The organism is Streptomyces sp. NPDC028928, assembly GCF_055564915.1.
In genome coordinates this window covers 404,908-427,244 of the sequence record NZ_JBVHVI010000004.1, presented here as the reverse complement: position 1 = coordinate 427,244, position 22,337 = coordinate 404,908, and the positions used below count along the sequence as shown (strand labels likewise).

The 22,337-nt window shown below is 71.6% G+C and carries 22 protein-coding genes; 19 read left to right on the top strand and 3 right to left on the bottom strand.

The genetic code is table 11. From position 1 onward, the window contains the following. Window positions 1-11: 11 nt before the first annotated feature. Entirely contained in the window at window positions 12-380 is a 369-nt protein-coding gene (locus ACZ4U1_RS13120) for a helix-turn-helix domain-containing protein (RefSeq protein WP_467902795.1), read from the bottom strand. Further along, window positions 377-625: a YkoF family thiamine-binding protein gene (locus ACZ4U1_RS13115; RefSeq protein WP_467902794.1), complete on the bottom strand. Its 249-nt coding sequence runs from the start codon at window positions 623-625 to the stop codon at window positions 377-379. Before ACZ4U1_RS13115 ends, ACZ4U1_RS13120 begins: the two co-directional genes overlap by 4 nt. A 234-nt stretch (window positions 626-859) precedes the next feature. Here ACZ4U1_RS13115 and ACZ4U1_RS13110 point away from each other — a divergent pair, with 234 nt between their 5' ends. The 18 genes from ACZ4U1_RS13110 to ACZ4U1_RS13025 all read left to right on the top strand — a co-directional run bounded on the left by ACZ4U1_RS13110 (window position 860) and on the right by ACZ4U1_RS13025 (window position 19,107). Further along, window positions 860-1,870 (top strand): lytic transglycosylase domain-containing protein, encoded by a 1,011-nt coding sequence (locus tag ACZ4U1_RS13110; RefSeq protein WP_467902792.1) that lies wholly within the window; start codon window positions 860-862, stop codon window positions 1,868-1,870. Between the two features lie 117 nt (window positions 1,871-1,987). Then, complete coding sequence (locus ACZ4U1_RS13105) at window positions 1,988-2,986, top strand: RNA polymerase sigma factor (RefSeq protein ID WP_467902791.1); 999 nt, start codon at window positions 1,988-1,990, stop codon at window positions 2,984-2,986. Window positions 2,987-3,094: 108 nt separating this feature from the next. Continuing rightward, a complete protein-coding gene (locus tag ACZ4U1_RS13100; RefSeq protein ID WP_467902789.1) occupies window positions 3,095-4,024 on the top strand; it encodes an ABC transporter ATP-binding protein in 930 nt (309 codons plus the stop codon). Beyond that, a complete protein-coding gene (locus ACZ4U1_RS13095) occupies window positions 4,021-4,791 on the top strand; it encodes an MlaE family ABC transporter permease (RefSeq protein WP_467902787.1) in 771 nt (256 codons plus the stop codon). Before ACZ4U1_RS13100 ends, ACZ4U1_RS13095 begins: the two co-directional genes overlap by 4 nt. A gap of 3 nt (window positions 4,792-4,794) precedes the next feature. After that, the gene (locus ACZ4U1_RS13090; protein ID WP_467902785.1) at window positions 4,795-5,610 is read left to right on the top strand and encodes an MlaE family ABC transporter permease; all 816 of its coding nucleotides are present in this window, start codon (window positions 4,795-4,797) and stop codon (window positions 5,608-5,610) included. Between the two features lie 5 nt (window positions 5,611-5,615). Then, window positions 5,616-6,863 carry an MCE family protein gene (locus ACZ4U1_RS13085; protein ID WP_467902783.1) on the top strand — a complete coding sequence of 416 codons (1,248 nt, stop codon included), beginning with the start codon at window positions 5,616-5,618 and terminating at the stop codon, window positions 6,861-6,863. Further along, window positions 6,860-7,900, top strand: coding sequence for an MCE family protein (locus ACZ4U1_RS13080; RefSeq protein ID WP_467902781.1), 1,041 nt, complete (start codon window positions 6,860-6,862; stop codon window positions 7,898-7,900). Before ACZ4U1_RS13085 ends, ACZ4U1_RS13080 begins: the two co-directional genes overlap by 4 nt. A 41-nt stretch (window positions 7,901-7,941) precedes the next feature. Next, window positions 7,942-9,057, top strand: coding sequence for an MCE family protein (locus ACZ4U1_RS13075; protein WP_467902780.1), 1,116 nt, complete (start codon window positions 7,942-7,944; stop codon window positions 9,055-9,057). Next, window positions 9,054-10,163 carry an MCE family protein gene (locus ACZ4U1_RS13070; protein ID WP_467902779.1) on the top strand — a complete coding sequence of 370 codons (1,110 nt, stop codon included), beginning with the start codon at window positions 9,054-9,056 and terminating at the stop codon, window positions 10,161-10,163. Before ACZ4U1_RS13075 ends, ACZ4U1_RS13070 begins: the two co-directional genes overlap by 4 nt. Continuing rightward, entirely contained in the window at window positions 10,160-11,443 is a 1,284-nt protein-coding gene (locus tag ACZ4U1_RS13065) for an MCE family protein (RefSeq protein WP_467902777.1), read from the top strand. The genes ACZ4U1_RS13070 and ACZ4U1_RS13065 overlap by 4 nt, the downstream gene beginning before the upstream one ends. Further along, window positions 11,440-12,714, top strand: coding sequence for an MCE family protein (locus ACZ4U1_RS13060; protein ID WP_467902775.1), 1,275 nt, complete (start codon window positions 11,440-11,442; stop codon window positions 12,712-12,714). The genes ACZ4U1_RS13065 and ACZ4U1_RS13060 overlap by 4 nt, the downstream gene beginning before the upstream one ends. Beyond that, window positions 12,687-13,199, top strand: coding sequence for a hypothetical protein (locus ACZ4U1_RS13055; RefSeq protein WP_467902774.1), 513 nt, complete (start codon window positions 12,687-12,689; stop codon window positions 13,197-13,199). The genes ACZ4U1_RS13060 and ACZ4U1_RS13055 overlap by 28 nt, the downstream gene beginning before the upstream one ends. A gap of 61 nt (window positions 13,200-13,260) precedes the next feature. Beyond that, on the top strand, window positions 13,261-14,019 hold the full coding sequence (locus tag ACZ4U1_RS13050; RefSeq protein ID WP_467902772.1) for a hypothetical protein: 759 nt from the start codon (window positions 13,261-13,263) through the stop codon (window positions 14,017-14,019). A gap of 149 nt (window positions 14,020-14,168) precedes the next feature. After that, a complete protein-coding gene (locus ACZ4U1_RS13045) occupies window positions 14,169-15,008 on the top strand; it encodes a TIM barrel protein (protein WP_467902771.1) in 840 nt (279 codons plus the stop codon). A gap of 28 nt (window positions 15,009-15,036) precedes the next feature. Further along, window positions 15,037-15,924, top strand: a complete 888-nt coding sequence (locus ACZ4U1_RS13040) for a 2-hydroxy-3-oxopropionate reductase (RefSeq protein WP_467902770.1) — start codon at window positions 15,037-15,039, stop codon at window positions 15,922-15,924. 194 nt (window positions 15,925-16,118) lie between these two features. Further along, the gene (locus ACZ4U1_RS13035) at window positions 16,119-17,576 is read left to right on the top strand and encodes a catalase (RefSeq protein WP_467902768.1); all 1,458 of its coding nucleotides are present in this window, start codon (window positions 16,119-16,121) and stop codon (window positions 17,574-17,576) included. A 419-nt stretch (window positions 17,577-17,995) separates the two neighbouring features. Then, the gene (locus tag ACZ4U1_RS13030; protein WP_356154532.1) at window positions 17,996-18,229 is read left to right on the top strand and encodes a hypothetical protein; all 234 of its coding nucleotides are present in this window, start codon (window positions 17,996-17,998) and stop codon (window positions 18,227-18,229) included. Between the two features lie 158 nt (window positions 18,230-18,387). Further along, complete coding sequence (locus ACZ4U1_RS13025; protein WP_467902766.1) at window positions 18,388-19,107, top strand: TIGR04222 domain-containing membrane protein; 720 nt, start codon at window positions 18,388-18,390, stop codon at window positions 19,105-19,107. A 239-nt stretch (window positions 19,108-19,346) separates the two neighbouring features. Here the strand turns inward: ACZ4U1_RS13025 and gcl are convergent, their stop codons facing one another. Beyond that, on the bottom strand, window positions 19,347-21,134 hold the full coding sequence (gcl, locus tag ACZ4U1_RS13020; RefSeq protein WP_467902764.1) for a glyoxylate carboligase: 1,788 nt from the start codon (window positions 21,132-21,134) through the stop codon (window positions 19,347-19,349). 222 nt (window positions 21,135-21,356) lie between these two features. On the opposite strand from gcl, the gene ACZ4U1_RS13015 reads away from it, so the two are divergent. Further along, complete coding sequence (locus ACZ4U1_RS13015; RefSeq protein ID WP_467902762.1) at window positions 21,357-22,094, top strand: hypothetical protein; 738 nt, start codon at window positions 21,357-21,359, stop codon at window positions 22,092-22,094. Window positions 22,095-22,337: the final 243 nt, after the last annotated feature.

Here is a 22,337-nt window from a genome sequence, read left to right as displayed (position 1 = left end):
GCAGCCCGGGTTCAGGCCCCCTTCTCCCGGTTGAGGTAGTTGTAGACCGTGAAGCGGCTGACGCCGAGCGCACTCGCCACGGTCTCCACGCCGTGTCGCACGGCGAACGCGCCGCGCGCCTCGAGCATGCGTACGACCTCCTGTTTCGCCTTGCGGTCCAGGTCGGCCAGCGGCCGGCCCTCCCGGCGCTCCATGGCGGCGAGGATGTGGTCGAGGGAGTCGGCCAGCTGGGGCAGGCGTACGGCGACGACGTCGACGCCCTGCCAGGCGAGGACGACGTCCTCGGGGCCGGCCTCGTCCGGCGGGAGCATCTCCCCGCCCATGGCGTCGACCAGCGGTTTCACCGCCGTGATGAAGGACTCGTCCCCGTTGCCGGTCATTCGCCCGCTCCGATCACGTTGACCTGCAGCGAGATCCGGGTGGCACCGGCTTCCAGGCTCTTGCGCAGCAGCGCGTCCACGGCGGTCAGCACCTCGTCGGCACCGCCCTCCGCCGTGTTGCCGAACGGGCCGACGTCCACCGCGTCCAGCTCCGCCGCCTCGATCACCTCGCGGGCCGCCAGCGCGTGCGCGGGCGCCTCGTCCAGGTCGAAGGGCTCGGTCGTGAACTCCACTTTCAGTCGCACTGTGCCCCCATGGCATCTGCTCCGACCCGCGCGTTCCGCCAGGTCCGCGGCGGCGGGGTCCGACCGCCCAGGCCGCTTGGGGAGACCTTAACGGACGCCCGTGCCCACCCGGCCTCGCGAGAAGGTCCGGCTTCCGGCGGTCTTCCCGCGACGGACGGACCACCCGCCCGCGTAGAGCAGAGGACGGAGACCACACAGGGAGGGGACCGCGAGGTGCGCACATTCGGGAGCGGCGTGTTCAGAGGTGCCAGGGGGACGGCGGTCGCGGCGACGGCGATGGCCGTGCTGACCGCGTCACAGGCGCCCGGGGCGGTGTCGGCGCAGGCCCCGGAGCCGGCGCGGAGGGCGGTGCCCGCCGAACACGGCCCCAGCGTGTCCGGAGACGCCCCCTTCCGCACCGGCCTGCCCCCGCTGCGGACGAGCGGTGAGGCATCGGCACAGCGAGTGACGGGCGGCGCCCTGCCCGCGAGCGTGTTCGCCGCGTACCGGCGCGCCGAGGAGGAGCTGGCGCGGAGCGCGCCCGGCTGCCGGCTGCGGTGGCAGCTGCTGGCCGCGATCGGCCAGGTGGAGTCCGGGCAGGCCCGGGGCGGCCGGGTGAACCCGGACGGTACGACCGTGACACCGATCCTCGGCCCCCGGCTGACCGGCGGCGCCTTCGCCGTCGTACCGGACACCGACGGCGGCGCGTACGACGGGGACACGGCGTTCGACCGCGCGGTCGGCCCGATGCAGTTCATTCCGTCGACCTGGGCGCACTGGGGCGCGGACGGCAACGGAGACGGGCATGCCGACCCGAACAACGTCCATGACGCGGCGCTCGCCGCCGGCCGCTACCTGTGCGCGGGCGGCCGTGACCTGTCGAGCCCGGCCGAGCTGGACCGGGCGATCCTCGGCTACAACCACTCGGAGGCCTATCTGCGCACGGTGAGGGCCTGGTACGCGTACTACCTGACCGGACACCGGGTGGTGCCGGACGCCCCCGGCGGGTCCCGGGCGGACCGGCCGAGGCCGTCCCGTCCGACGACCGCGAAGCCCTCTCCGAAGCCGTCAAAGAACCGGAAGCCGGACCCGCGCCCGTCGCGCACGCCCTCGGCGCCACCCGCCTCGCCCTCCCCCGCCCCGTCCCGCAAGCCCGGCGTCCCGGAGGAGTCGCAGACGCCGCCGATCCCCGTCCCCGAGCCGACCCTCACCCTGCCCGGCGGTGCCGTGTTGCCCGACGCCGGCCCGCTGACCAGCGACAGCTAGGTCCGGCAACGGCTGGAACACGATCGGATTCTCCCCCTCCACAACCGCGGATACCGGGCGGTAATGTCGCCACCCGCCGGGAGCACAGGACCGGCGGGTGAGTGCGAAGGGGCCCTCATGGCGACGGACATGCCTGCGGACACAGCGGCCGCCGAGGAGCGTTGGCAGCGGATGTGGAGCCACCGTGAGCAGTTGCTCAAGGTGGCCCGGCGCCGCTCGATGAGCCAGGAGGACGCCGAGGACGCCGTGCACGAGGCGATGCTGCGGGCCGCCGAGCGCCGGGACCTCGACGACGAGCGGCTCGGCGCCTGGCTGACGACGGTGACGATGCGCCTGTGCGTCGACCGGCACCGGCAGGTCAACCGCGAGGCCGAGGTCGGCAGCCGCCCCACGCTCGTCGCGCCGGGCCCGGTGCCCGTCGAGGAGGCGGTGTGTGACCGGGCCGAGGCGAAGTGGCTGGCCGTGCGCAGCGGGGAGCTGCCCGCCCGGCAGGCGGAGGCGCTGCGGCTGAAGTCGGAGGACCTGGATGTGAGCCAGGTCGCCGTGCGGATGGGACTCAGCTACCGGACCGTCGAGTCGCTGCTCGCCCGGGCCCGGCGGACGCTGCGCGCCTCCCTGGCCGGGACGCTCGGGCTCGTCCTGTTCCTGGTCGGGCGCGGGCGGCCGCGCGGTGGCGGGAAGGTCCAGGCCGTGGCGGTCACCTCGACGGCGGCGACCCTGGCGGTGGCGGGGTTGGTGCTGCCGTACGCGCTCGACGGCGGCGGTGGCCCGGCCGCTCCGTCTCCGCGGCCGGCGGTGTCCGACGGGGCACAGGTCCGGAGCGACAGCACCACCGGGCAGGCGTTCCCCGCGAAGACGCGCGGGCCGTCAGCGGCGGAGCCGGGCCGGGCGGCGACTCGCCCGCCCTCCGGCGAGCCCGTCCTGCCCGCGCTTCCCGAGCTGCCGGTGAAGTCCGCGGTGCCGTCCGTACCGCCGGTGCCGTCCGTACCGCCGGTGCCGTCGCTTCCGTCGGCACCGTCCCTGCCGGCGGCGCCGACACTCCCCTCTGCGCCGTCCGTCCCGTCCGTCTCCCTGCCCGCACCCCTCCCGAGCGTGCCGTCCCCGAAGCTGCCGTAGCACGCCGTAAACGCGTCCGAAAAAAATTCGCGGTCACCGCGACGGACGCCGCGCCCCTCCCCGTAGAGCAGATGTCGGAGCTGCTCCACGGGCGAAGGGTGGGACCGGATGGGTGTCGAGATCTGTGTGGAAGGGCTGACCAAGTCCTTCGGACGGCAGGTCATCTGGCAGGACGTCTCGCTGACGCTGCCCGCCGGGGAGGTCTCGGTGCTGCTCGGCCCCTCGGGGACGGGCAAGTCGGTGTTCCTCAAGACGCTCGTCGGGCTGCTGAAGCCCGGGCGCGGCTCGGTGAAGGTCGCGGGCCGGGACATCACCCGCCTGCGCGAACACGACCTGTACGAGGTGCGGAAGCTGTTCGGAGTGCTGTTCCAGGACGGCGCGCTGTTCGGCTCGATGAACCTGTACGACAACATCGCCTTCCCGCTGCGCGAGCACACCCGCAGGTCCGAGAGCGAGATCCGGCGGATCGTGCTGGAGAAGATGGACATGGTCGGGCTGATCGGCGCCGAGGGGAAGCTGCCCGGCGAGATCTCCGGCGGTATGCGCAAGCGGGCCGGGCTCGCCCGCGCGCTGGTCCTGGACCCGGAGATCATCCTGTTCGACGAGCCGGACTCGGGCCTCGACCCGGTGCGCGTGGCCTACCTCAACCAGCTCATTGTCGACCTCAACGCGCAGATCGACGCGACCTTCCTGATCGTCACCCACGACATCGCCTCGGCCCGCCAGGTACCCGACAACATCGGGCTGCTGTTCCGGCGCGAGCTGGTGATGTTCGGGCCGCGCGAGCAGCTGCTGACCAGTGAGGAGCCCGTCGTACGGCAGTTCCTGAACGGCCGGATGCAGGGGCCGATCGGCATGGCGGAGGAGAAGGACGCGGCGCAGGTCGAACAGGAGCTGGCCGGGATCGACGACGGCGGCCCGGCGGACGCGCTGCCACCCCGCCTGCTGCCCAGCCCCGGCATCACCCGCCCGCCCCGCTGGGAGGCGATCGCGAGACGCGAGGCCCAGCTCCAGGGAACGGGGGTGAACAGCGCATGAGGCTCTCCCCGACAGGGGCGCTCCGACACTCGGGCAACCTGTTCGCGATGGCGCTGGACGTCCTGCGCACCCTGCCCCGACGGCCCTTCCAGGCACGGGAGTTCATCCAGCAGGCGTGGTTCGTGGCGAGCGTCACCATCCTGCCGACCGCGCTGGTCTCGATCCCGTTCGGGGCGGTCATCGCGCTCCAGATCGGCAGCCTGACCCGGCAGCTGGGCGCACAGTCCTTCTCCGGTGCCGCGTCCGTGCTGGCCGTGCTGCGCGAGGCCTCGCCGATCGTCACCGCCCTGCTGATCGCGGGCGCGGGCGGCACGGCGATCTGCGCGGACCTCGGGGCCCGCAAGATCCGGGACGAGATCGACGCGATGCAGGTGCTCGGCATCGACCCGATCCACCGGCTCGTCGTACCGCGCGTACTGGCCTCGATGGTCGTGGCCGTGCTGCTCAACGGCCTGGTCTCGGTGGTCGGTGTCGCAGGCGGCTACTTCTTCAACGTCATCCTCCAGAACGGCACGCCGGGCGCCTACCTGGCCTCCTTCACGACGCTCGCCCAGCTGTCCGACCTGTGGGCGGCCGAGATCAAGGCGCTGGTGTTCGGGGCGATCGCGGCGATCGTCGCCTCGTACAAGGGGCTCACCGCGAAGGGCGGCCCGAAGGGCGTGGGCGATGCCGTGAACCAGTCCGTGGTGATCACCTTCATGTTGCTGTTCGTGACCAACTTCGTGATGACCGCGGTGTACTTCCAGGTCGTCCCGCAGAGGGGTTAGCCGATGAGACTTCTCGACCGCCCCTTGCGCTCACTCGAAGAGCTGGGCACCCAGCTGTCCTTCTACGGCCGCTCACTGGCGTGGACGGGCCGCACCCTGCGCCGCTACAAGAAGGAGATCCTGCGGCTGCTGGCCGAGGTGAGCTTCGGGCGTGGCGCGCTCGCCGTCGTGGGCGGAACGGTCGGCGTGATCGCCTTCCTGTCCTTCTTCACCGGCACCGAGGTCGGCCTCCAGGGCTACGCGGCCCTCAACCAGCTCGGCACCTCCAACTTCGTGGCGTTCCTGTCGGCGTACTTCAACACCCGGGAGATCGCCCCGCTGGTGGCCGGTCTCGCCCTCTCCGCCACGGTCGGCGCCGGATTCACCGCGCAGCTCGGCGCGATGCGGATCAGCGAGGAGACCGACGCGCTGGAGGTGATGGGCGTCCCGTCGCTGCCGTTCCTGGTGACGACGAGGATGATCGCCGGCTTCGTCGCCGTGATCCCGCTGTACGTGATCGGTCTGCTCTCCTCGTACTTCGCCGCCCGCACGATCACCACCGGCTACTACGGGCAGTCCACGGGCACCTACGACCACTACTTCCAGCAGTACCTGCCGCCGGTGGACGTGCTCTGGTCCTTCGGCAAGGTGATCGTCTTCGCCGTGCTGATCATCCTGGTGCACTGCTACTACGGCTACCACGCGAGCGGCGGCCCGGCGGGCGTAGGCGTCGCGGTGGGCCGGGCGGTGCGGACGTCCATCGTCGCCGTCAACGTCCTGGACTTCTTCCTGAGCCTCGCGATCTGGGGCGCCAACACGACCGTCCGGATCGCGGGGTGAGAAGGGTGAGAGTGCTGAGACTCAGGTTGTACGGCATCGCGTTCCTCGTCGTGCTCGCGCTGCTGCTTTCGCTCGCGGTGGCCGTCTACCAGCAGGCGTTCACGTCCGTCGTACGGGTCACCCTGGAGGCCGACACCCTCGGCAACCAGCTCGATCCGCGCGCCGACGTCAAGCTGCGCGGGCTGCTGGTCGGCGAGGTGCGGAGCGTGCACGCCGACGGCACGAAGGCGACCCTCGACATCGCGCTCAAGCCGGAGTACGTCACGGACATCCCCTCGGACGTGCACGCGCGGCTGCTGCCCAAGACCCTGTTCGGCGAGAAGTACGTCGACCTGGTGGCGCCCGCCCGCTCCACGGCTCGGCCGATCCGCGAGGGGGATGTGATCACCCAGGACCGTACGAAGGTCGGCATCGAGGTGCAGCAGCTGATGAACGACCTGCTGCCGCTGCTCCGCACGGTCAGGCCGGGCGAGCTCAACGCCACGCTCTCGGCGTTCGCCACCGCTCTGGAGGGCCGCGGCGACCGGATCGGCGACAACCTCACCCGGGTCGAGGGCTATCTGCGCCGCCTCAACCCCCACCTGCCGTCGATCAAGGAGGACATCGCGCGCTTCGCCGACGTCGCCGAGGTCTACGGCGACGCCGCGCCCGACCTGATGCGGATCCTGCGCAACACGGTCACCACCAGCCGCACGATCGTGGAGAAGCAGGACCAGCTGGCCGCGGGGCTCCGCTCGACCGCTGCCGTGGCGGGCACGGCGAACGACTTCCTGTCCGAGAACGGCGACCGGCTGATCACCCTGGGCCGGGTCTCGCGCCCCACGCTGGAGCTGTTCGCCCGCTACTCCCCCGAGTACCCGTGCCTGTTCCGGGGCCTGGTCCGGCAGGAGAAGGCGTCGGAGGACGCGTTCCGGGGCGGCGAGATGCGGATCACCCTGGAGGTCGTCCGGCCGCAGGGGGCGTACCGGCCCGGTGAGGAGCCGGTCTACGCCGAGCGGTCGGGTCCCGACTGCCGTGGCCTGCCGCATCCGCGGGTGCCCGGCCCGAAACCCCATCTCGACGACGGCACGTCCGCCCGGAGTCCCGGCGGCGCGCTCCCGGGAGGTGCCAACGTGTCCGCAACCGAGGCCGAGCAGCGTGCCGTCGGCTCACTCGTGGCGCCCGTCATGGGTGTCCCCTCGGACGAGGTGCCGCCCGTCGCGACCCTGTTGTTCGGGCCGCTCGCGCGCGGAACGGCGGTGAGTGTCGCATGAGCAGGGCAGGAGCCCGGCAGACCGCCGCCCCACTGATCAAGTTCGGTCTCTTCGCGCTGGTGACGATCGCGGCGACGGCCCTGCTGGCCGCGACCATCGTCAATGTCTCGTTCACCCCGAAGGACAGCTACCACGCGGTCTTCAGCGACGTCACAGGGCTGGAGACCGGCGACGACATCCGGGTGGCCGGCGTACGGGTCGGGGAGGTCGAGGACATCCGGATCAAGGACCGGACCCTGGCCGAGGTCACGTTCACCGTCACCACGGACCGGCCGCTGCTCACGGGCACCCACGCGGTCGTCCGCTACCGCAACCTGGTCGGGCAGCGGTACATCGCGCTGACCGAGGGCACCGGCGACGGGACCACCCGGCTGCGGCCGGGCGGCACGATCCCGCTGTCCAGGACCCAGCCGGCGCTGGACCTCAACGCGCTGCTGAACGGCTTCAAGCCGCTGTTCGCCGCGCTCAGCCCGAGCGACGTCAACCAACTCGCCACCGAGATCATCAAGACCCTCCAGGGCGAGGGCGGCACGGTGAACAGCCTGCTCGCGCACACCGCCTCGCTCACCACGACCCTCGCCGACCGCGACGAGCTGATCGGCTCGGTGATCGACAACCTCAACACCGTGCTGAAGACGCTCGACAAGCGCGGCTCCCGCTTCTCCGGGCTGCTCAAGCAGCTGCGCCGGGTGATCTCGGGGCTGTCCGCCGACCGCAAGCCCATCGGGCAGTCGCTGGTGAGCATCGGCGACCTCACGGAGGTCACGTCGGGGCTGCTGAAGGACGCGCGTCCGCCGCTGAAGGACGACATCGCCGGTCTGGGCCGGCTCACCGGAACGCTGAACGACAACGAGAAGACCGTGGAGGGCGTCCTGCAACGGCTGCCGAACAAGCTCGACAAACTGACCGGGACGGCGTCCTACGGCTCGTGGTTCAACTTCTACCTCTGCGACTTCGACGGCCGGATCGTGCTGCCGAGGACCAAGCAGGTGATCAGCCCGGAGCTGCACGTGGCACGGGCGAGGTGTGGCGGATGAGAATGCGTGTCCCACGGCGGCGGCAGCGCCCTGAGCCCCTGGTGAGGGTACGGATCCTGCCGCCGAAGCTGCCGAAACTCCCCCGGCTGCCCAGGCGCAAGGCCCGCCCCGAACCGCTGGTGAAGGTACGGATCCTGCCGCCGAAGCTGCCCAGGATCCGGCTGAAGCGCCCGCGGCTGAAGCCCTTCCGTGAGCGGAACCCGGTCGTCGTCGGCGCCGTCGGACTCACGGTCCTCGCGCTGCTCACGGTCGCCGCCTTCAACGCCGACAGCCTGCCGCTGATCGGCGGCGGCGACACGTACAGCGCGGCCTTCTCGGAGGCGGGCGGGCTCAAGCCGGGCGACGAGGTGCGGATCGCCGGGGTCAAGGTCGGCAAGGTGGAAGACGTCGACCTGGACGGCGACCACGTCAAGGTCACCTTCAAGGTGAAGGACCACCCGGCGTTCGGCACCGACACGGGCGCGTCGATCCGGGTCAAGACGATCCTCGGAGCGAAGTACCTGGCCCTGCACCCGAAGGGACCGGGGCAGTTGAAGCCGGGCAGCGAGATCCCGCTCCGGCGGACCGTGTCGGCGTACGACGTCGTCCAGGCCTTCAGTGACCTGACGACCACCACCGAGGAGGTCGACACGGACCGGCTCGCGAAGGCACTGGACACGATCTCCGTCACCTTCCAGGACTCGCCCGAGGAGGTGCGGGCGTCGATCAAGGGACTGTCGCGGATCTCCAGGACCGTCGCCTCCCGTGACAAGGCGCTGCGCGAGCTCCTCGACCACGCGAACGGAGTCACCAAGGTGCTGGCCGGCCACACGGAGGACTTCTCGGCGCTGGTGAAGGACGGCGACAAGTTGTTCCAGGAGATCGGCAAGCGGCGCGCGGCGATCCACAAGCTGCTCAAGAGCTCGGCGCTGCTGGGCATCGAGCTGTCCGGCCTGGTCGACGACAACAGCAAGGAGATCGGGCCCGCCCTGAAGAACCTCGACACCTTCGTGAAGATGCTCGAACGCAACCAGGCGAGCCTCGACCGCAGCGTCAAGCTGCTCGCCCCCTACGTGCGGCTCTTCACCAACACCCTCGGCAACGGCCGCTGGTTCGACTCCTACGTGCAGAACCTGGTCGCCGCCCCGGTCACGCCCCGGACGGGAGGCACCCGATGACCCGCAGACTCCTGGCCCTGTTCACCGCGCTCGCCGTCGTCGTGGCGCTCGCCGTGGTCCTGTGGCCGCACCCCGACCCCGTCCGGATCACGGCGTACTTCCCGCGCACCGTCGGCATCTACCCCGGTTCCGACGTCCGCGTCCTCGGTGTCCGCATCGGCGAGGTCAAGAGGATCACGCCGGAGGGCGGCCGGGTACGGGTGGAGCTGGAGTACGACCAGGGCCGCAAGGTCCCCGCGGACGCGCAGGCCGCCATCGTCAACTCCTCGGTGGTGAGCGACCGTTACGTGCAGCTGCTGCCGGTGTACCGCAAGGGCGCGGTCATGCGGGACGGTGACGTCATCCCCGAGTCCCGCACGGCCGTCCCCGTCGAGCTGGACCGGATCTTCGACAGCCTGCACACCACCGCCGAGGCGCTCGGCCCGGACGGCGCCGGCAAGAAGGGCTCGCTGTCCCGGCTGCTCGGGGTGAGCGCGGACAACCTCCAGGGACAGGGGAAGAACCTCAACCAGACGGTCCAGGACCTCTCCCAGGCGGTCACCACGCTGTCCGACGGGCGCGGCGACCTGTTCGGGACCGTGCGGAACCTCCAGGTGTTCACGGCCGCGCTGGCGGCGGACGACCAGAGCGTGCGGTCGTTCAACACCGACCTCGCCGACGTGGCCGGGCAGCTCGCCGGGGAGCGCAAGGATCTCGCGGCCGCGCTGAAGTACCTGGCCGCCGCCCTCGGTGACGTGGCCGGCTTCGTGAAGGGCAATAAGAAGGCGCTGACCTCGGACGTGCGGGGCCTGGCCAAGGTCACCAAGGTCCTCGTCAGCCAACGGGCCGCACTGGAGGAGCTGTTGACCGTCGCCCCCACCGGCCTGTCGAACCTCCAGAACGCCTACAACCCGGCCGCCGGCACCCTGGACACCCGCAACAACGCGCAAGCCCCGCAGGACCCGACGTCCCTGCTCTGCTCGATCCTGAAGACGACCGGGGACGACCACGACGACTGTGCCGGGCTGAAGAAACTCTTCGACTCCCTGCCCGCGGTGCCGTCGGCCCCGGCGGCGACGGGCACGGTCGACCGGAGCCTCGGCGGAATCCTGGGGGCACGGGCATGAGCGGGCAGCGCTTGGGGCGGGTGGCCGCCTGGACGGCGGTCGGCTCGCTGGTGCTGACCGGCTGCGAGTTCAACGGCTGGTACGACGTCCCGCTCCCCGGCGGCGCCGCCTCGGACGGCCACGCCTACCACGTCACCGTCGAGTTCCGGGACGTACTGGATCTGGTGCCGCAGTCCGCGGTGAAGATCAACAACGTCACCGTGGGCGCGGTCGAGGAGGTGGAGCTGGACGGCTGGCACGCGCGCGTGCGGCTGCGGATCGCCGACTCGGTGAAGCTGCCGGGCAACGCGGTCGCCGACCTCGGGCAGACCAGCATGCTCGGCGAGAAGTACGTGGCCCTGTCCGCGCCGACCGGCACCCGGCCCGTCGGACGACTCCGCGACGGCGACCGCATCCCCCTCTCGCGCAGCGGCCGCAACCCCGAGGTCGAGGAGGTCCTGTCGGCCCTGTCCGCGCTCCTCAACGGCGGCGGGGTGGCCCAGCTGAAGACGATCACCGTCGAGCTGAACAAGGCGCTCAGCGGCCGCGAGCCCCGGGTCAGGTCCCTGCTGAAGCAGCTCGACACGTTCCTCGGCGGGCTCGACGACCAGCGCGCGGAGATCGTGCGTGCGCTCAAGGGCGTCGACCGGCTGGCCGGGCGGCTGAAGAAGGAGAAGAAGACGATCGCCGAGGCCGTCGACACCATGCCGCCCGCCCTGAAGGCCCTCGCCGACCAGCGCAAGGACCTGACGAAGATGCTCACCGCGCTGTCCAGGCTCGGCAGGACCGGCACCAAGGTCGTGAACGCCTCCCGGGACGACACCGTCGCCAACCTCAAGAAGCTGCAGCCGATCCTGCAGGAGCTGAACAAGGCCGGCGACGACCTGCCCGACTCCCTCGAGCTGCTGACCACTTACCCGTTCCCGCGCAACGCCACGGACGCCGTCAAGGGCGACTACGTCAACCTGAGGATCACCGCCGACCTCGACCTGACGGACGTCTACGGCAACGTCGGCGACAAACCGGGCAAGGGCAAGCCCTCCCCGACGCCCGGGACCCCGGACCTTCCCGGCGTCCCCACGCCCACCCCGCTCCCGTCCCTGCCGCCCGTCCCGGACACCCCGTCCCTGCCGGACACCCCGTCCGCACCCGCCGTGCCCTCGACGCCCTCCGACGGCGGCACCCTCCTGTGCCCGCCGGTGTGCACCGCGGCGTACGGCACCGGGGGCGGCTCACGCCGCCTTCCGCCCGGGGTCGACCTCGGCCTCGCCGAGCTGATGCTGAAGGGGATACTGCCGTGATCACACGTACGGTCAAGGCCCAGCTGCTCGCCTTCGCGACCGTCACCGCGCTCGGGGTGTCGTACGTCGGCGCGCGGTACACCGGCCTGGTGGACGGCCTCCTCGACCGCGGCTACACCGTGCGCGCCGACTTCGCCGAGTCCGGGGGCGTCTTCCCCGGCGCCGAGGTCACCTACCGGGGTGTGCCGGTGGGCCGGGTGGGCGATCTGAGGCTGACCGGATCCGGGGTGTCCGTGGCCCTGGACATCAAGGACGGCGCCCCGAACATCCCGGCCGACACCCTCGCGGTGATCGCCAACCGTTCGGCGGTGGGCGAGCAGTACGTCGACCTCCAGCCGCGCCGGTCGGACGGGCCGTACCTCGTCGACGGCAGCCCGATCCCGCGCAGCCGCACCCGGACCCCGCTGCCGGTCACCGACCTGGTCCTCAGCCTCGACCGGCTGGTCAACTCGGTAGGCAAGGACGATCTGCGGGTGACCGTCGACGAGCTGGGCAAGGCCTTTTCCGGCACCGGTCCACACCTGAGCCGCCTGGTGGACTCCGGGAACGCGCTGGTGGAGTCGGCGTCCGAGTCGCTGCCGGAGACGGTCTCGCTGATCGAGGACTCGCGGAAGGTGCTCAGGACGCAGGCCGACCAGGGCTCGGCCATCAAGTCGTTCTCGCGCGATCTCGCCACGCTCAGCGCGCAGTTGAGGTCGAGCGACGGGGATCTGCGCCGGCTGATCGGCAACACGGTGCCCGCCGCGCAGGAGGTCGGTTCCCTGCTGAGGTCCACGCGAGCGCACGTGCCGGTCCTGCTGGCCAACCTCATCAGCGGCGGCCAGGTCACCGTGGCCCGGCTGCCCGGCGTCGAGCAGGCCCTGGTCACGCTCCCGCTCAACGTGGCGGGCAGCTACACGGTCATCCCCGGCGACGGCACCACCCACTTCGGGCTGACCGTGAACGCCGACGACCCGCCCGCGTGCACCCAGGGCTACGGCACCCAGCGGCGCGACCCCGCCGACACCGGCACGCGCCCGGCGAACACCGACGCGCGCTGCACGGCACCGCGCGGCAGCGGGACCTCGGTGCGCGGCGCGCAGAACGCGCCCGGCGCGAGGGCCGGTTCGACCGGCGCGAACCAGGCCACGTTCGTGGCCCCGTACGACCCGGAGACCGGCACCGCGACCGGCCCGGACGGAACGCCCGTCGAGATCGGCTCGACGGGCGGCGAACAGACCGTGTTCGGAAAGGAGTCGTGGCAATGGCTGCTCGTGGGACCGATGGCATGACAGGGGCGCGCAGGAGGCTGCTGTCGGCGGGGCTGGTCACCGCGACCGCGCTGACGACCGTGCTGTCCGTGTGGCTGGGCCTGAGACTGGCCGACGAGCGGGAGGCGGAACAGCGCCGTCAGGACGTCCTGGCGGCGGCCCGCCAGTCGGCGCTGAACTTTACCTCGCTCGACTACCGGCACTACGACCGGGACAGCGGCAACGTGCTGAAGGGCGCCACCGGTGACTTCAAGAAGCAGTTCGCCGCGCAGACCGCGCAGTTGACGAAGCTCGTCGCCCAGAACAAGTCGGTGTCCGAGGGGCAGGTCCTGGAAGCGGGCGTCGTACGGTCCGACGAGCGCTCGGCCCGGGTCCTGGTCGTGGCCGACAGCAAGGTGACCAACAAGGCCGCACCCGAGGGCCAGGCGCGCACCTACCGGCTCCAGCTCGACCTCGTGCGGGTGGACGGCCGCTGGCTGACCTCCGACGTCACGTTCGTGGGCTGACCCACCGGCCTGCCCTCATCAGCGCTGTCCCACCAGTGCCCCACCAGTAAGGAGAGACCCCGTGGCGAACCCGACCTCCCGCACCCGTGGCACCGGCTCCCCGGCCCGCCGCACGATGACCGCGGCCGCCCGCGCGGCGGCCAAGCGCGCCGGGCGGCCGGCGGGCCCTGAGCGGGGTGCCCGCCGGGAAGAGGAGATCCCGTCCGGGCGCACCCTGCTCATCGAGCCCCCGGCGACCGGCTGGGAGGACCCGCCGGAGCCCGCGCCGGCCGAGTCGGGCGAGGAGGAGCCCGAGGAGAGCACGCCGCCGCGCCGGGCGGGACGGAGGCTGCTCACCGCGGCACTGTGCGCCGTCCTCGTGGCCGGCCTGGTCGTGGCCACGGTACTCGGGTGGCGGTACCGGGAGGGGCAGCGGGCGGAGCAGGCCCGGGGCGAGGCCCTCGCGGCCGCACGGAAGGCGGCGCCGGTCGTGCTGTCGTACGACTACCGGCACCTGGACCGTGACTTCGCCCGGGCCCGCGCCCTGCTGACCGGGCGCTTCCGCGAGCAGTACGGCAGGACCACGAAGGCGGTGGTCGCACCGACGGCGAAGAAGTACCACGGCGTGGTGACGGCGACCGTGGCCACCCCCGCCGACGGCGGCGCGCCGGCGGTCTCGGTCGTGTCGGCCGCGCCGGACAGGGCCGTCGTCCTGCTCTTCGTCAACCAGATCACGGAGAGCACCCGGGTCTCGGGGCCCCGCCTGGACCTGAACCGGGTGCGGATGACCCTTGCGCGCACCTCCGACGGCTGGAAGGTGAGCGGCATCGACGCCCTCTGACCCGTCCGCCCCGAGTGCCCTCGCGCAGTACGCGCGGGGGCACTTTTTCGTGGGCTCTCTTGACAGTCCTCCCCTCCCACAGGCAATCTTCCATTAAGCAGAAACGAACTTCCGCAATATGGAATTACAGGGAAGGGAGCGCCGCCCCCGTGGGATTTGCAGACCAGCGCTTCAACGTCAACCTGTCGATCCTCTTCACGGAACTCCCGCTCCTGGAGCGTCCCGCGGCCGCCGCCGCGGCGGGCTTCTCCGCGGTCGAGCTGTGGTGGCCCTGGATCGACTCGCCCACCCCCGCCCAGTCCGAGCTGGACGCCCTCAAGAAGGCCATCGAGGACGCCGGAGTCCAGCTCACGGGCCTGAACTTCTACGCCGGGCAGCTGCCCGGCCCGGACCGCGGTGCCCTCTCGGTCCCCGGTGAGGAGTCGGAGAGGTTCCGCGCCAACATCGACGTCGCCGCGGACTTCGCGGCCTCCCTCGGCTGCACGGCGCTCAACGCGCTCTACGGCAACCGCGTCGACGGCGTGGACCCGGCCGAGCAGGACGCGCTCGCGCTGGAGAACCTGGCCCTCGCGGCCCGGGCGGCCGACCGGATCGGCGCGATCCTGCTGATCGAGGCCCTCAACCAGCCCGAGTCGCCGCTGTACCCGCTGGTGTCGGCGCCGGCCGCGGTCGGGGTCGTCGACAAGGTGAACGCGGCGACGGGACTCGGCAACGCCAAGTTCCTCATGGACCTGTACCACCTGTCCATGAACGGCGAGGACCTGCCCTCGGTCATCGAGCGGTACGCCGCGAAGACCGGTCACGTCCAGATCGCCGACAACCCCGGCCGCGGCGCGCCCGGCACGGGCTCGCTCCCGCTGGAGGAGCTGCTCGACCAGCTGCGCAAGGCCGGCTACGACGGCTGGGTCGGCCTGGAGTACAAGCCCGGCGACCGGCCGAGCGCCGAGGCCTTCGACTGGCTGCCCGCCGAGGCCCGCGCGGCCCGCTGATCACCCTGTACTGAGAAAGGCACCCCCAATGAGTCTTCCCAAGATCGCCTGGATCGGCCTCGGCATCATGGGCTCCCCCATGTCCGAGAACCTGATCAAGGCGGGTTACCAGGTCACCGGCTTCACGCTGGAGCGGGAGAAGCTGGACCGGCTGGCCGCCGCCGGCGGTACGGCCGCCGCCTCGATCGCCGAGGCCGTGCGGGACGCCGACGTGGTGATCACCATGGTCCCCGCCTCCCCGCAGGTCGAGGCCATCGCCTACGGCCCCGACGGCATCCTGGAGAACGCGAAGCAGGGCGCCCTGCTGATCGACATGTCCTCGATCACCCCGCAGACCTCCGTCGACCTGGCCAAGGCCGCCAAGGACAAGGGCATCCGGGTGCTGGACGCCCCGGTGTCCGGCGGTGAGGCCGGCGCCATCGAGGCCGTACTGTCGATCATGGTCGGCGGTGAGCAGGCCGACTTCGAGCAGGCCAAGCCGATCTTCGAGGCGCTCGGCAAGACCATCGTGCTGTGCGGCCCGCACGGCTCCGGCCAGACGGTGAAGGCGGCCAACCAGCTGATCGTCGCCGTGAACATCCAGGCGTGCGCCGAGGCCGTGGTCTTCCTGGAGAAGTCGGGCGTGGACCTGGCGGCCGCGCTGGACGTCCTCAACGGCGGCCTCGCGGGCTCCACCGTGCTGACGCGCAAGAAGGACAACTTCCTCAACCGCGACTTCAAGCCGGGCTTCCGTATCGACCTGCACCACAAGGACATGGGCATCGTCACCGACGCCGCCCGCAACGTCGGCGCCGCCCTGCCGGTCGGTGCCGTGGTCGCCCAGCTGGTCGCCTCGCTGCGCGCCCAGGGCGACGGCGGTCTGGACCACTCGGCCCTGCTGCGGGCGGTGGAGCGCCTCTCCGGCGCCCAGGTCTGACAGCCTCCCCAGACTTCCGGGCCGCGGCGCCGCTGACACCTGTCCTGTCGCGCCCAGGCGGCGCCGCGGCCCGGAATCACTTTCAACAAACCGTTGATTCGCATTCAACAAACTGTTGACGCCCAGATCGCCCCACTTCTAGGCTCCACAAAGCGGAAACAGGTTTCCGCTGACACCCGCACGGAAGGTCCACGATGTCGCAGCGCGTGCTCACGACAGAGTCCGGCGCCCCGGTCGCCGACAACCAGAATTCCGCCTCCGCCGGCGTCGGCGGCCCGCTCCTGATCCAGGACCAGCACCTCCTGGAGAAGCTCGCGCGCTTCAACCGCGAGCGGATCCCGGAGCGCGTGGTGCACGCCCGTGGCTCCGGCGCGTACGGCCACTTCGAGGTGACGGACGACGTCACCGGCTACACCCACGCCGCCTTCCTCGGCGAGATCGGCAAGCGCACCGAGGTCTTCCTGCGCTTCTCCACGGTCGCCGACTCCCTCGGCGGCGCCGACGCGGTCCGTGACCCGCGCGGCTTCGCGGTGAAGTTCTACACCGAGGAGGGCAACTACGACCTCGTCGGCAACAACACCCCGGTGTTCTTCATCAAGGACCCGATCAAGTTCCCCGACTTCATCCACTCGCAGAAGCGGGACCCGTTCACCGGCAAGCAGGAGCCCGACAACGTCTGGGACTTCTGGGCGCACGCCCCCGAGGCCACGCACCAGATCACCTGGCTGATGGGCGACCGCGGCATCCCGGCGTCGTACCGGCACATGAACGGCTACGGCTCGCACACCTACCAGTGGACGAACGCCCAGGGCGAGGCCTTCTTCGTCAAGTACCACTTCAAGACGAACCAGGGCATCCGCTGCCTGTCCACCGAGCAGGCGCAGGAGCTGGCGGGCAAGGACGCCAACTCGCACCAGACCGACCTGCTCCAGGCGATCGAGCGCGGTGTGCACCCGTCCTGGACCCTCTACGTCCAGATCATGCCGGCGGCCGAGGCGGCCGATTACCGCTTCAACCCGTTCGACCTGACCAAGGTCTGGCCGCACAAGGACTACCCGCTCCAGCGCGTGGGCCGCCTGGTCCTCGACCGCAACCCGGACAACGTGTTCGCCGAGGTCGAGCAGGCCGCGTTCTCCCCGAACAACTTCGTGCCCGGCATCGGCCCGTCCCCGGACAAGATGCTCCAGGGCCGCCTGTTCGCCTACGCGGACGCGCAGCGCTACCGCCTGGGCGTCAACCACACCCTGCTCCCGGTGAACGCCCCGAAGGCGACCGAGGCGAACAACTACGGCCGGGACGGCTTCATGGCCCTCAACCCGCAGGGCCGGGCCGCCAGGAACTACGAGCCGAACTCCTACGACGGCCCCGTCGAGACCGGCCGCCCGCTGTCCGCCCCCCTGGCGGTCCATGGCCACACCGGCACCCACGAGGCCCCGCTCCACACCAAGGACGACGACTTCTTCCAGGCCGGCGAGCTGTACCGGCTGATGTCCCAGGAGGAGAAGTCCCGCCTGGTCGCGAACATCGCCGGCGGCCTCTCGCAGGTCTCCCGCGACGACGTGATCGAGAAGAACCTGGCCCACTTCCACGCCGCCGACCCCGAGTACGGCAAGCGCGTGGAGGAGGCGGTCCGCGCCCTGCGCGAGGACTGAGCACCAGGAACACAAGCAGCGTACGGGACTGACGGGAGGTCATGATCCCGCACGCGGCCCGCGCAGCACGCCCGGCGGCCCGGATGAGGGGTGGCCGCCGGACGGAGGGCGCGGGCAGGGCGAGGACCGCGGCGGTGTGCGAGCCAGTGCGGTGGTGAAGGACCGAGTCCCCTTCTCGACCAGAGGGAAGGGCACCCGGCTCCGTCGCAGCCACCGCGGTCCCACCCAGCCCCTTCCCTGGGGCCCGCCCACCCCGTCCGGCGGCGCGAACGACCTGTCGCGCCCAGCCTCGCGCCGTCGGACGGCAACCACCCGGTGCCGAAGCGCCCCCTGGAGCAGGGGGCGCTTTCGCGCGTTCCCGGCTCGGGTCACGTCCGGTTCGGCGTGCGCCCGCACCCCTTCCGCAGCAGGCTGAAGGCATGGCGAATCCGACTCACTTTCCGCACATCGTGGTGCATGCCCCGGCCCTGGACGGCTCCCGGCGGGTCACCGAGGGGGACGTGACGCTGGGGATCGCCTCGCATCTGGACGACGTCGTGGAGATCCTGCGGCTGGCCGACCTGGACCGGATCGAGGTGGAGGAGAGCGACCTCATCGAATGGCAGGGCGGCGGCCCGGACGACTGGCCGGGGCTGTCGGAGCACGAGCTGTGACGGCGGCGCGTACGGCAGCGGTCGTAGGCCGGGTGCGCAACCCTCAAATCAACCTCTGAAGACCGCGGCGGAGGCTTCAACCACCCCTGCGCCAGGGCACATTACGGCACAGGGGCCCGTCGGCACGGGGGCGGCGGGCCCCGCTCGGGGGGTGTCTCATGGCCCGTACGACGTCGGTTCCGCCGACTCCGCCGACTCCACCGGTTCCGCCGGACCCGTACGCGGTCGCGCTGCTGCGCGGGGGCGACCGTGCCGCCATCACGGTCGCCGTCCTCGCACTGCACCTGCGCGGCGCGGTCGAGGCGGGCCGGCCGGGCACGCTGCGCAGGACCGGGGCAGGCGGAGCCGAGCCCTTCCGGCATCCGCTGGAGAAGGCCGTCCGTACCGGCCTCTACCGGCCCGCCGGAGCGCGGGAGCTGCCCGGCCGCGCGGTGGTGCGGCGGGCCCTGGCCCGGATGCGGGCCGGACTCGCGGCGGACGGACTGCTGCGGGTGCTGCCCCCGGGCCGCACCCGCGCCGCCCGCCGTCTGCTGGCGGAGCTGCGCGAGCGCCGTCCGGTCCCGGAAGGCCCCGACGGGCTGCCGGAGGCGGAGACGCTGCTCGCCGTGGCGCTGTACGGCGAGCAGGCCCTGACCGTGCTGGTACCGCGGTTCGCCCGCGAGGCCGGGCTGACGGGCCGCGGCGCGCTCGCGGACGAGGGCCGCTTCCCGTTCGGCCGGGGCACCAGCCTGCGCCACATCGCCGGTGACGAGGATCTGTACGGCGACCTGGGCGGCTGGGCCGGCGACGACCGGGGCGACAGCACGCCCGGCGGTCACGGCCACGGCCACGGCCACGGCCACGGTGGCGGGGGCTGCGGGGGCGGCGGCTTCGACTGAACGCCCGGGCGCCGCGCGAACGGGCTGACAGGCCACGGCGCGCTCACGCACGAGGACCACGTCCCGCTCGACGCCGGGGCATCAGCCGCGATCTGGGCGGCCGGAGCGGCGGCACGGACGGGGGCGGGGGCGGGGGCTGTGGCTGTGGCTGGGCGGTCGGATGGGCGTCGGCCGGTGGGCATGGCGAAGGGGCGGCCCGCCTCCCCTGGGCGGGCCGCCCCTCGTGTGTGCCGGACGTGTCAGACCTTCAGCGGCTTGATCGACGTCGGCGCGTGGCCGGGCTCGGTGGCCAGGTCCTCGAACTCGCTGATGTCGCTGATGTCCATGGTGCGGCTCATCGAGATGTTGGTGATCCGCTCCAGGATCGCCTCCACGACGACCGGCACCTGGTGCTCGGCGGCCAGCTTCTTCGCCTGCTCGAAGGCCGCACCCAGCTGGTCCGGCTCGGTGACCCGGATCGCCTTGCAGCCCAGGCCCTCGGCGACCTTGACGTGGTCCACGCCGTAGACGCCGAGCTCGGGCGTGTTGATGTTCTCGAACTCCAGGTTGACCTGGAAGTTGATGTCCAGGCCGATCTGCGCCTGACGGATCAGGCCCAGGTAGGCGTTGTTCACCAGGACGTGGACGTAGGGGATCTTGTGCTGGGCGGCGACCGCCAGCTCCTCGATCAGGAACTGGAAGTCGTAGTCACCGGAGAGCGCGACGACCGGCGAGTCCGGGTCGGCCTTGGCGACACCGATCGCGGCCGGGATGGTCCAGCCGAGCGGGCCGGCCTGGCCGCAGTTGATCCAGTGGCGCGGCTTGTAGACGTGCAGCATCTGCGCGCCGGCGATCTGGGAGAGGCCGATCGTGGTGACGTAGCGGGTGTCCGGGCCGAAGGCCTTGTTCATCTCCTCGTACACGCGCTGCGGCTTCATGGGCACGTTGTCGAAGTGCGTACGGCGCAGAAGGGTCGCCTTGCGCTCCTGGGTGGAGGCGACCCAGTCGGAGCGGTCGGGGAGCTTGCCCGCGGCCTTCAGCTCCTTCGCGACCTCGATGAACAGCTCCAGCGCGGCCTTGGCGTCGGAGACGACCCCGTAGTCCGGCGGGAAGATCTTGCCGATCTGGGTGGGCTCGATGTCGACGTGGACGAACTTGCGGTCGCCGCGGTACACGTCGAGCTTGTAGCCGGTGTGGCGGTTGGCCCAGCGGTTGCCGATGCCGAGGACGACGTCCGACTCCAGGAAGTTGGCGTTGCCGTACCGGTGAGAGGTCTGGACGCCGACCATGCCGGCGTTCAGCTCGTGGTCGTCGGGCAGCGCGCCCCAGCCCATCAGGGTCGGGATGACCGGGGTCTGGGTCAGCTCGGCGAACTCCACCAGCAGGTCGGCGGCGTCGGCGCCGAGGATGCCACCGCCGGCGACGATGACCGGGCGCTCGGCGGCGAGCAGGAAGGAGATCGCCTTCTCGATCTGCGCGCGGGTCGCGGCCGGCTTGTAGACGGGGAGCGGCTCGTAGGTCTCCGGGTCGAACTCGATCTCGGTGAGCTGCACGTCGATCGGCAGGTCGATCAGGACCGGGCCGGGACGGCCGGAGCGCATCAGGTGGAAGGCCTGCTGGAAGACGCCGGGGACCTGCGCGGCCTCCAGGACGGTGACCGCCATTTTCGTGACCGGCTTGGCGATCGAGGCGATGTCGACGGCCTGGAAGTCCTCCTTGTGGATGACGTTCGTGGGCGCCTGACCGGTGATGCAGAGGATCGGGATGGAGTCGCCGATGGCGGAGTACAGGCCGGTGATCATGTCGGTGCCGGCCGGACCCGAGGTGCCGATGCAGACGCCGATGTTGCCCGGCTTGGTCCGGGTGTAGCCCTCGGCCATGTGCGAGGCACCCTCGACGTGGCGGGCGAGGGTGTGGTTGATACCGCCACCCTCTTTGAGTGCCTTGTAGAACGGGTTGATCGCCGCGCCCGGCACACCGAAGGCGTCGGTGACGCCCTCGCGCTTGAGGATCTCAACTGCCGCGCGGGCAGCGGTCATACGAGCCATCGAGTACTCCTGCTTCGGCTGTCGGATGCGTACTCCCGTCGCGCCCCGCGGTGAGCACCAACATCTTCCGCATAGCGGAAACTGACTTCTACTATCTGGAAGCAATGTAAGTGCGAGGGGCAAGGTCGTCAAGAGTGGTCCGGACAGCGGAAAGCGCCGGACAGGAGGGGCCGGAGAGGAGCACCATGGGCGCGACGCCTACGCGACGCCTGGGGGTGGGCCATGCCCGAGAGCGTTCCGGTGCGCTGCCCGGTCTGCCGGCGCACGCACCTTTACACCGCGCCGGTGTATCCGTGCGCGTGCGGCGCGCCGACCGCGCCGTGGCTGGATCCGGCGGCCGAGCCGGCCGTGGCGGCGCACCGCGCCTGGGACGACGAGTGGCTCACCGTGCCGTGCGCCGCCTGCGGGCGCGGCAACCACTGGCCCCACCCGGAACTGGGCTGCCCGTGCGGCACGGTCCTGCGCGTTCCGGTGGCCGAGGGCCCGACGCCACGGGAGCCGGGCCCGGCCGACGCCGACGGCCCCCGTGAACCCGAACGGCAGCGTCCGCCCTTCCAGCCCCGCGCCATCCGCACCGCCCGCGACGCCGTCACGACCGCCGCGCTCTATCTGCGCTGGCTCGGCTACGGCGACATCCGCCGCGCCGACCAGCGGCCCCCGAACGGCATCGGGCTCGCCGCCCGCGGACTGCTCGCTCAGGTGGACCCGACCGTGCGGCCCGCCGGGCCGAGGGACGTGGAGTGCCTGTGGCTGACGGCGATGACCGAGTCGGCGCAGTGCGTGTACTTCTCCCTCGCCGGCTACACCAGCGCCGCCCGGGCCGCCGCGGACGCGCTTGGCATCCCCCTGTTCGTACTAGACCTGGCGGGCGCGCCCCAGCCGGTGAACGACCCCGCCGTCACCCTGCACACCAGGGGCGCCCCGAAACCGGCAACCAGAGCCCGGGACGGCCACACCTGACCCGGACACAGGACGGCCAGGCACGACCTCGCCCGGGGACGGACACCCCGGCCCGGAATCGACACACCCCAGGCACCCGGACACGCATGCCGCACGGAACCCGAGACGCCCTCCAGGCACGGAACCGATCCCGCCCAACCTCGACCCAGCACCGACACACCTGACCCGGACGCACGACGGCCAGGCACGACCTCGACCCGCGACAGACACGCTGAGCCGGGCCCGGGACCGACGCATCTCGCC

Excerpts from the sequence above, each read along its gene's own strand:
- ACZ4U1_RS13120 (WP_467902795.1), bottom strand. The coding sequence starts at position 380 with ATGACCGGCAACGGGGACGAGTCCTTCATCACGGCGGTGAAACCGCTG.
- ACZ4U1_RS13105 (WP_467902791.1), top strand. The coding sequence starts at position 1,988 with ATGGCGACGGACATGCCTGCGGACACAGCGGCCGCCGAGGAGCGTTGG.
- ACZ4U1_RS13100 (WP_467902789.1), top strand. The coding sequence starts at position 3,095 with ATGGGTGTCGAGATCTGTGTGGAAGGGCTGACCAAGTCCTTCGGACGG.
- ACZ4U1_RS13095 (WP_467902787.1), top strand. The coding sequence starts at position 4,021 with ATGAGGCTCTCCCCGACAGGGGCGCTCCGACACTCGGGCAACCTGTTC.
- ACZ4U1_RS13090 (WP_467902785.1), top strand. The coding sequence starts at position 4,795 with ATGAGACTTCTCGACCGCCCCTTGCGCTCACTCGAAGAGCTGGGCACC.
- ACZ4U1_RS13080 (WP_467902781.1), top strand. The coding sequence starts at position 6,860 with ATGAGCAGGGCAGGAGCCCGGCAGACCGCCGCCCCACTGATCAAGTTC.
- ACZ4U1_RS13070 (WP_467902779.1), top strand. The coding sequence starts at position 9,054 with ATGACCCGCAGACTCCTGGCCCTGTTCACCGCGCTCGCCGTCGTCGTG.
- ACZ4U1_RS13065 (WP_467902777.1), top strand. The coding sequence starts at position 10,160 with ATGAGCGGGCAGCGCTTGGGGCGGGTGGCCGCCTGGACGGCGGTCGGC.
- ACZ4U1_RS13055 (WP_467902774.1), top strand. The coding sequence starts at position 12,687 with ATGGCTGCTCGTGGGACCGATGGCATGACAGGGGCGCGCAGGAGGCTG.
- ACZ4U1_RS13040 (WP_467902770.1), top strand. The coding sequence starts at position 15,037 with ATGAGTCTTCCCAAGATCGCCTGGATCGGCCTCGGCATCATGGGCTCC.
- ACZ4U1_RS13035 (WP_467902768.1), top strand. The coding sequence starts at position 16,119 with ATGTCGCAGCGCGTGCTCACGACAGAGTCCGGCGCCCCGGTCGCCGAC.
- ACZ4U1_RS13030 (WP_356154532.1), top strand. The coding sequence starts at position 17,996 with ATGGCGAATCCGACTCACTTTCCGCACATCGTGGTGCATGCCCCGGCC.
- ACZ4U1_RS13025 (WP_467902766.1), top strand. The coding sequence starts at position 18,388 with ATGGCCCGTACGACGTCGGTTCCGCCGACTCCGCCGACTCCACCGGTT.
- gcl (WP_467902764.1), bottom strand. The coding sequence starts at position 21,134 with ATGGCTCGTATGACCGCTGCCCGCGCGGCAGTTGAGATCCTCAAGCGC.
- ACZ4U1_RS13015 (WP_467902762.1), top strand. The coding sequence starts at position 21,357 with ATGCCCGAGAGCGTTCCGGTGCGCTGCCCGGTCTGCCGGCGCACGCAC.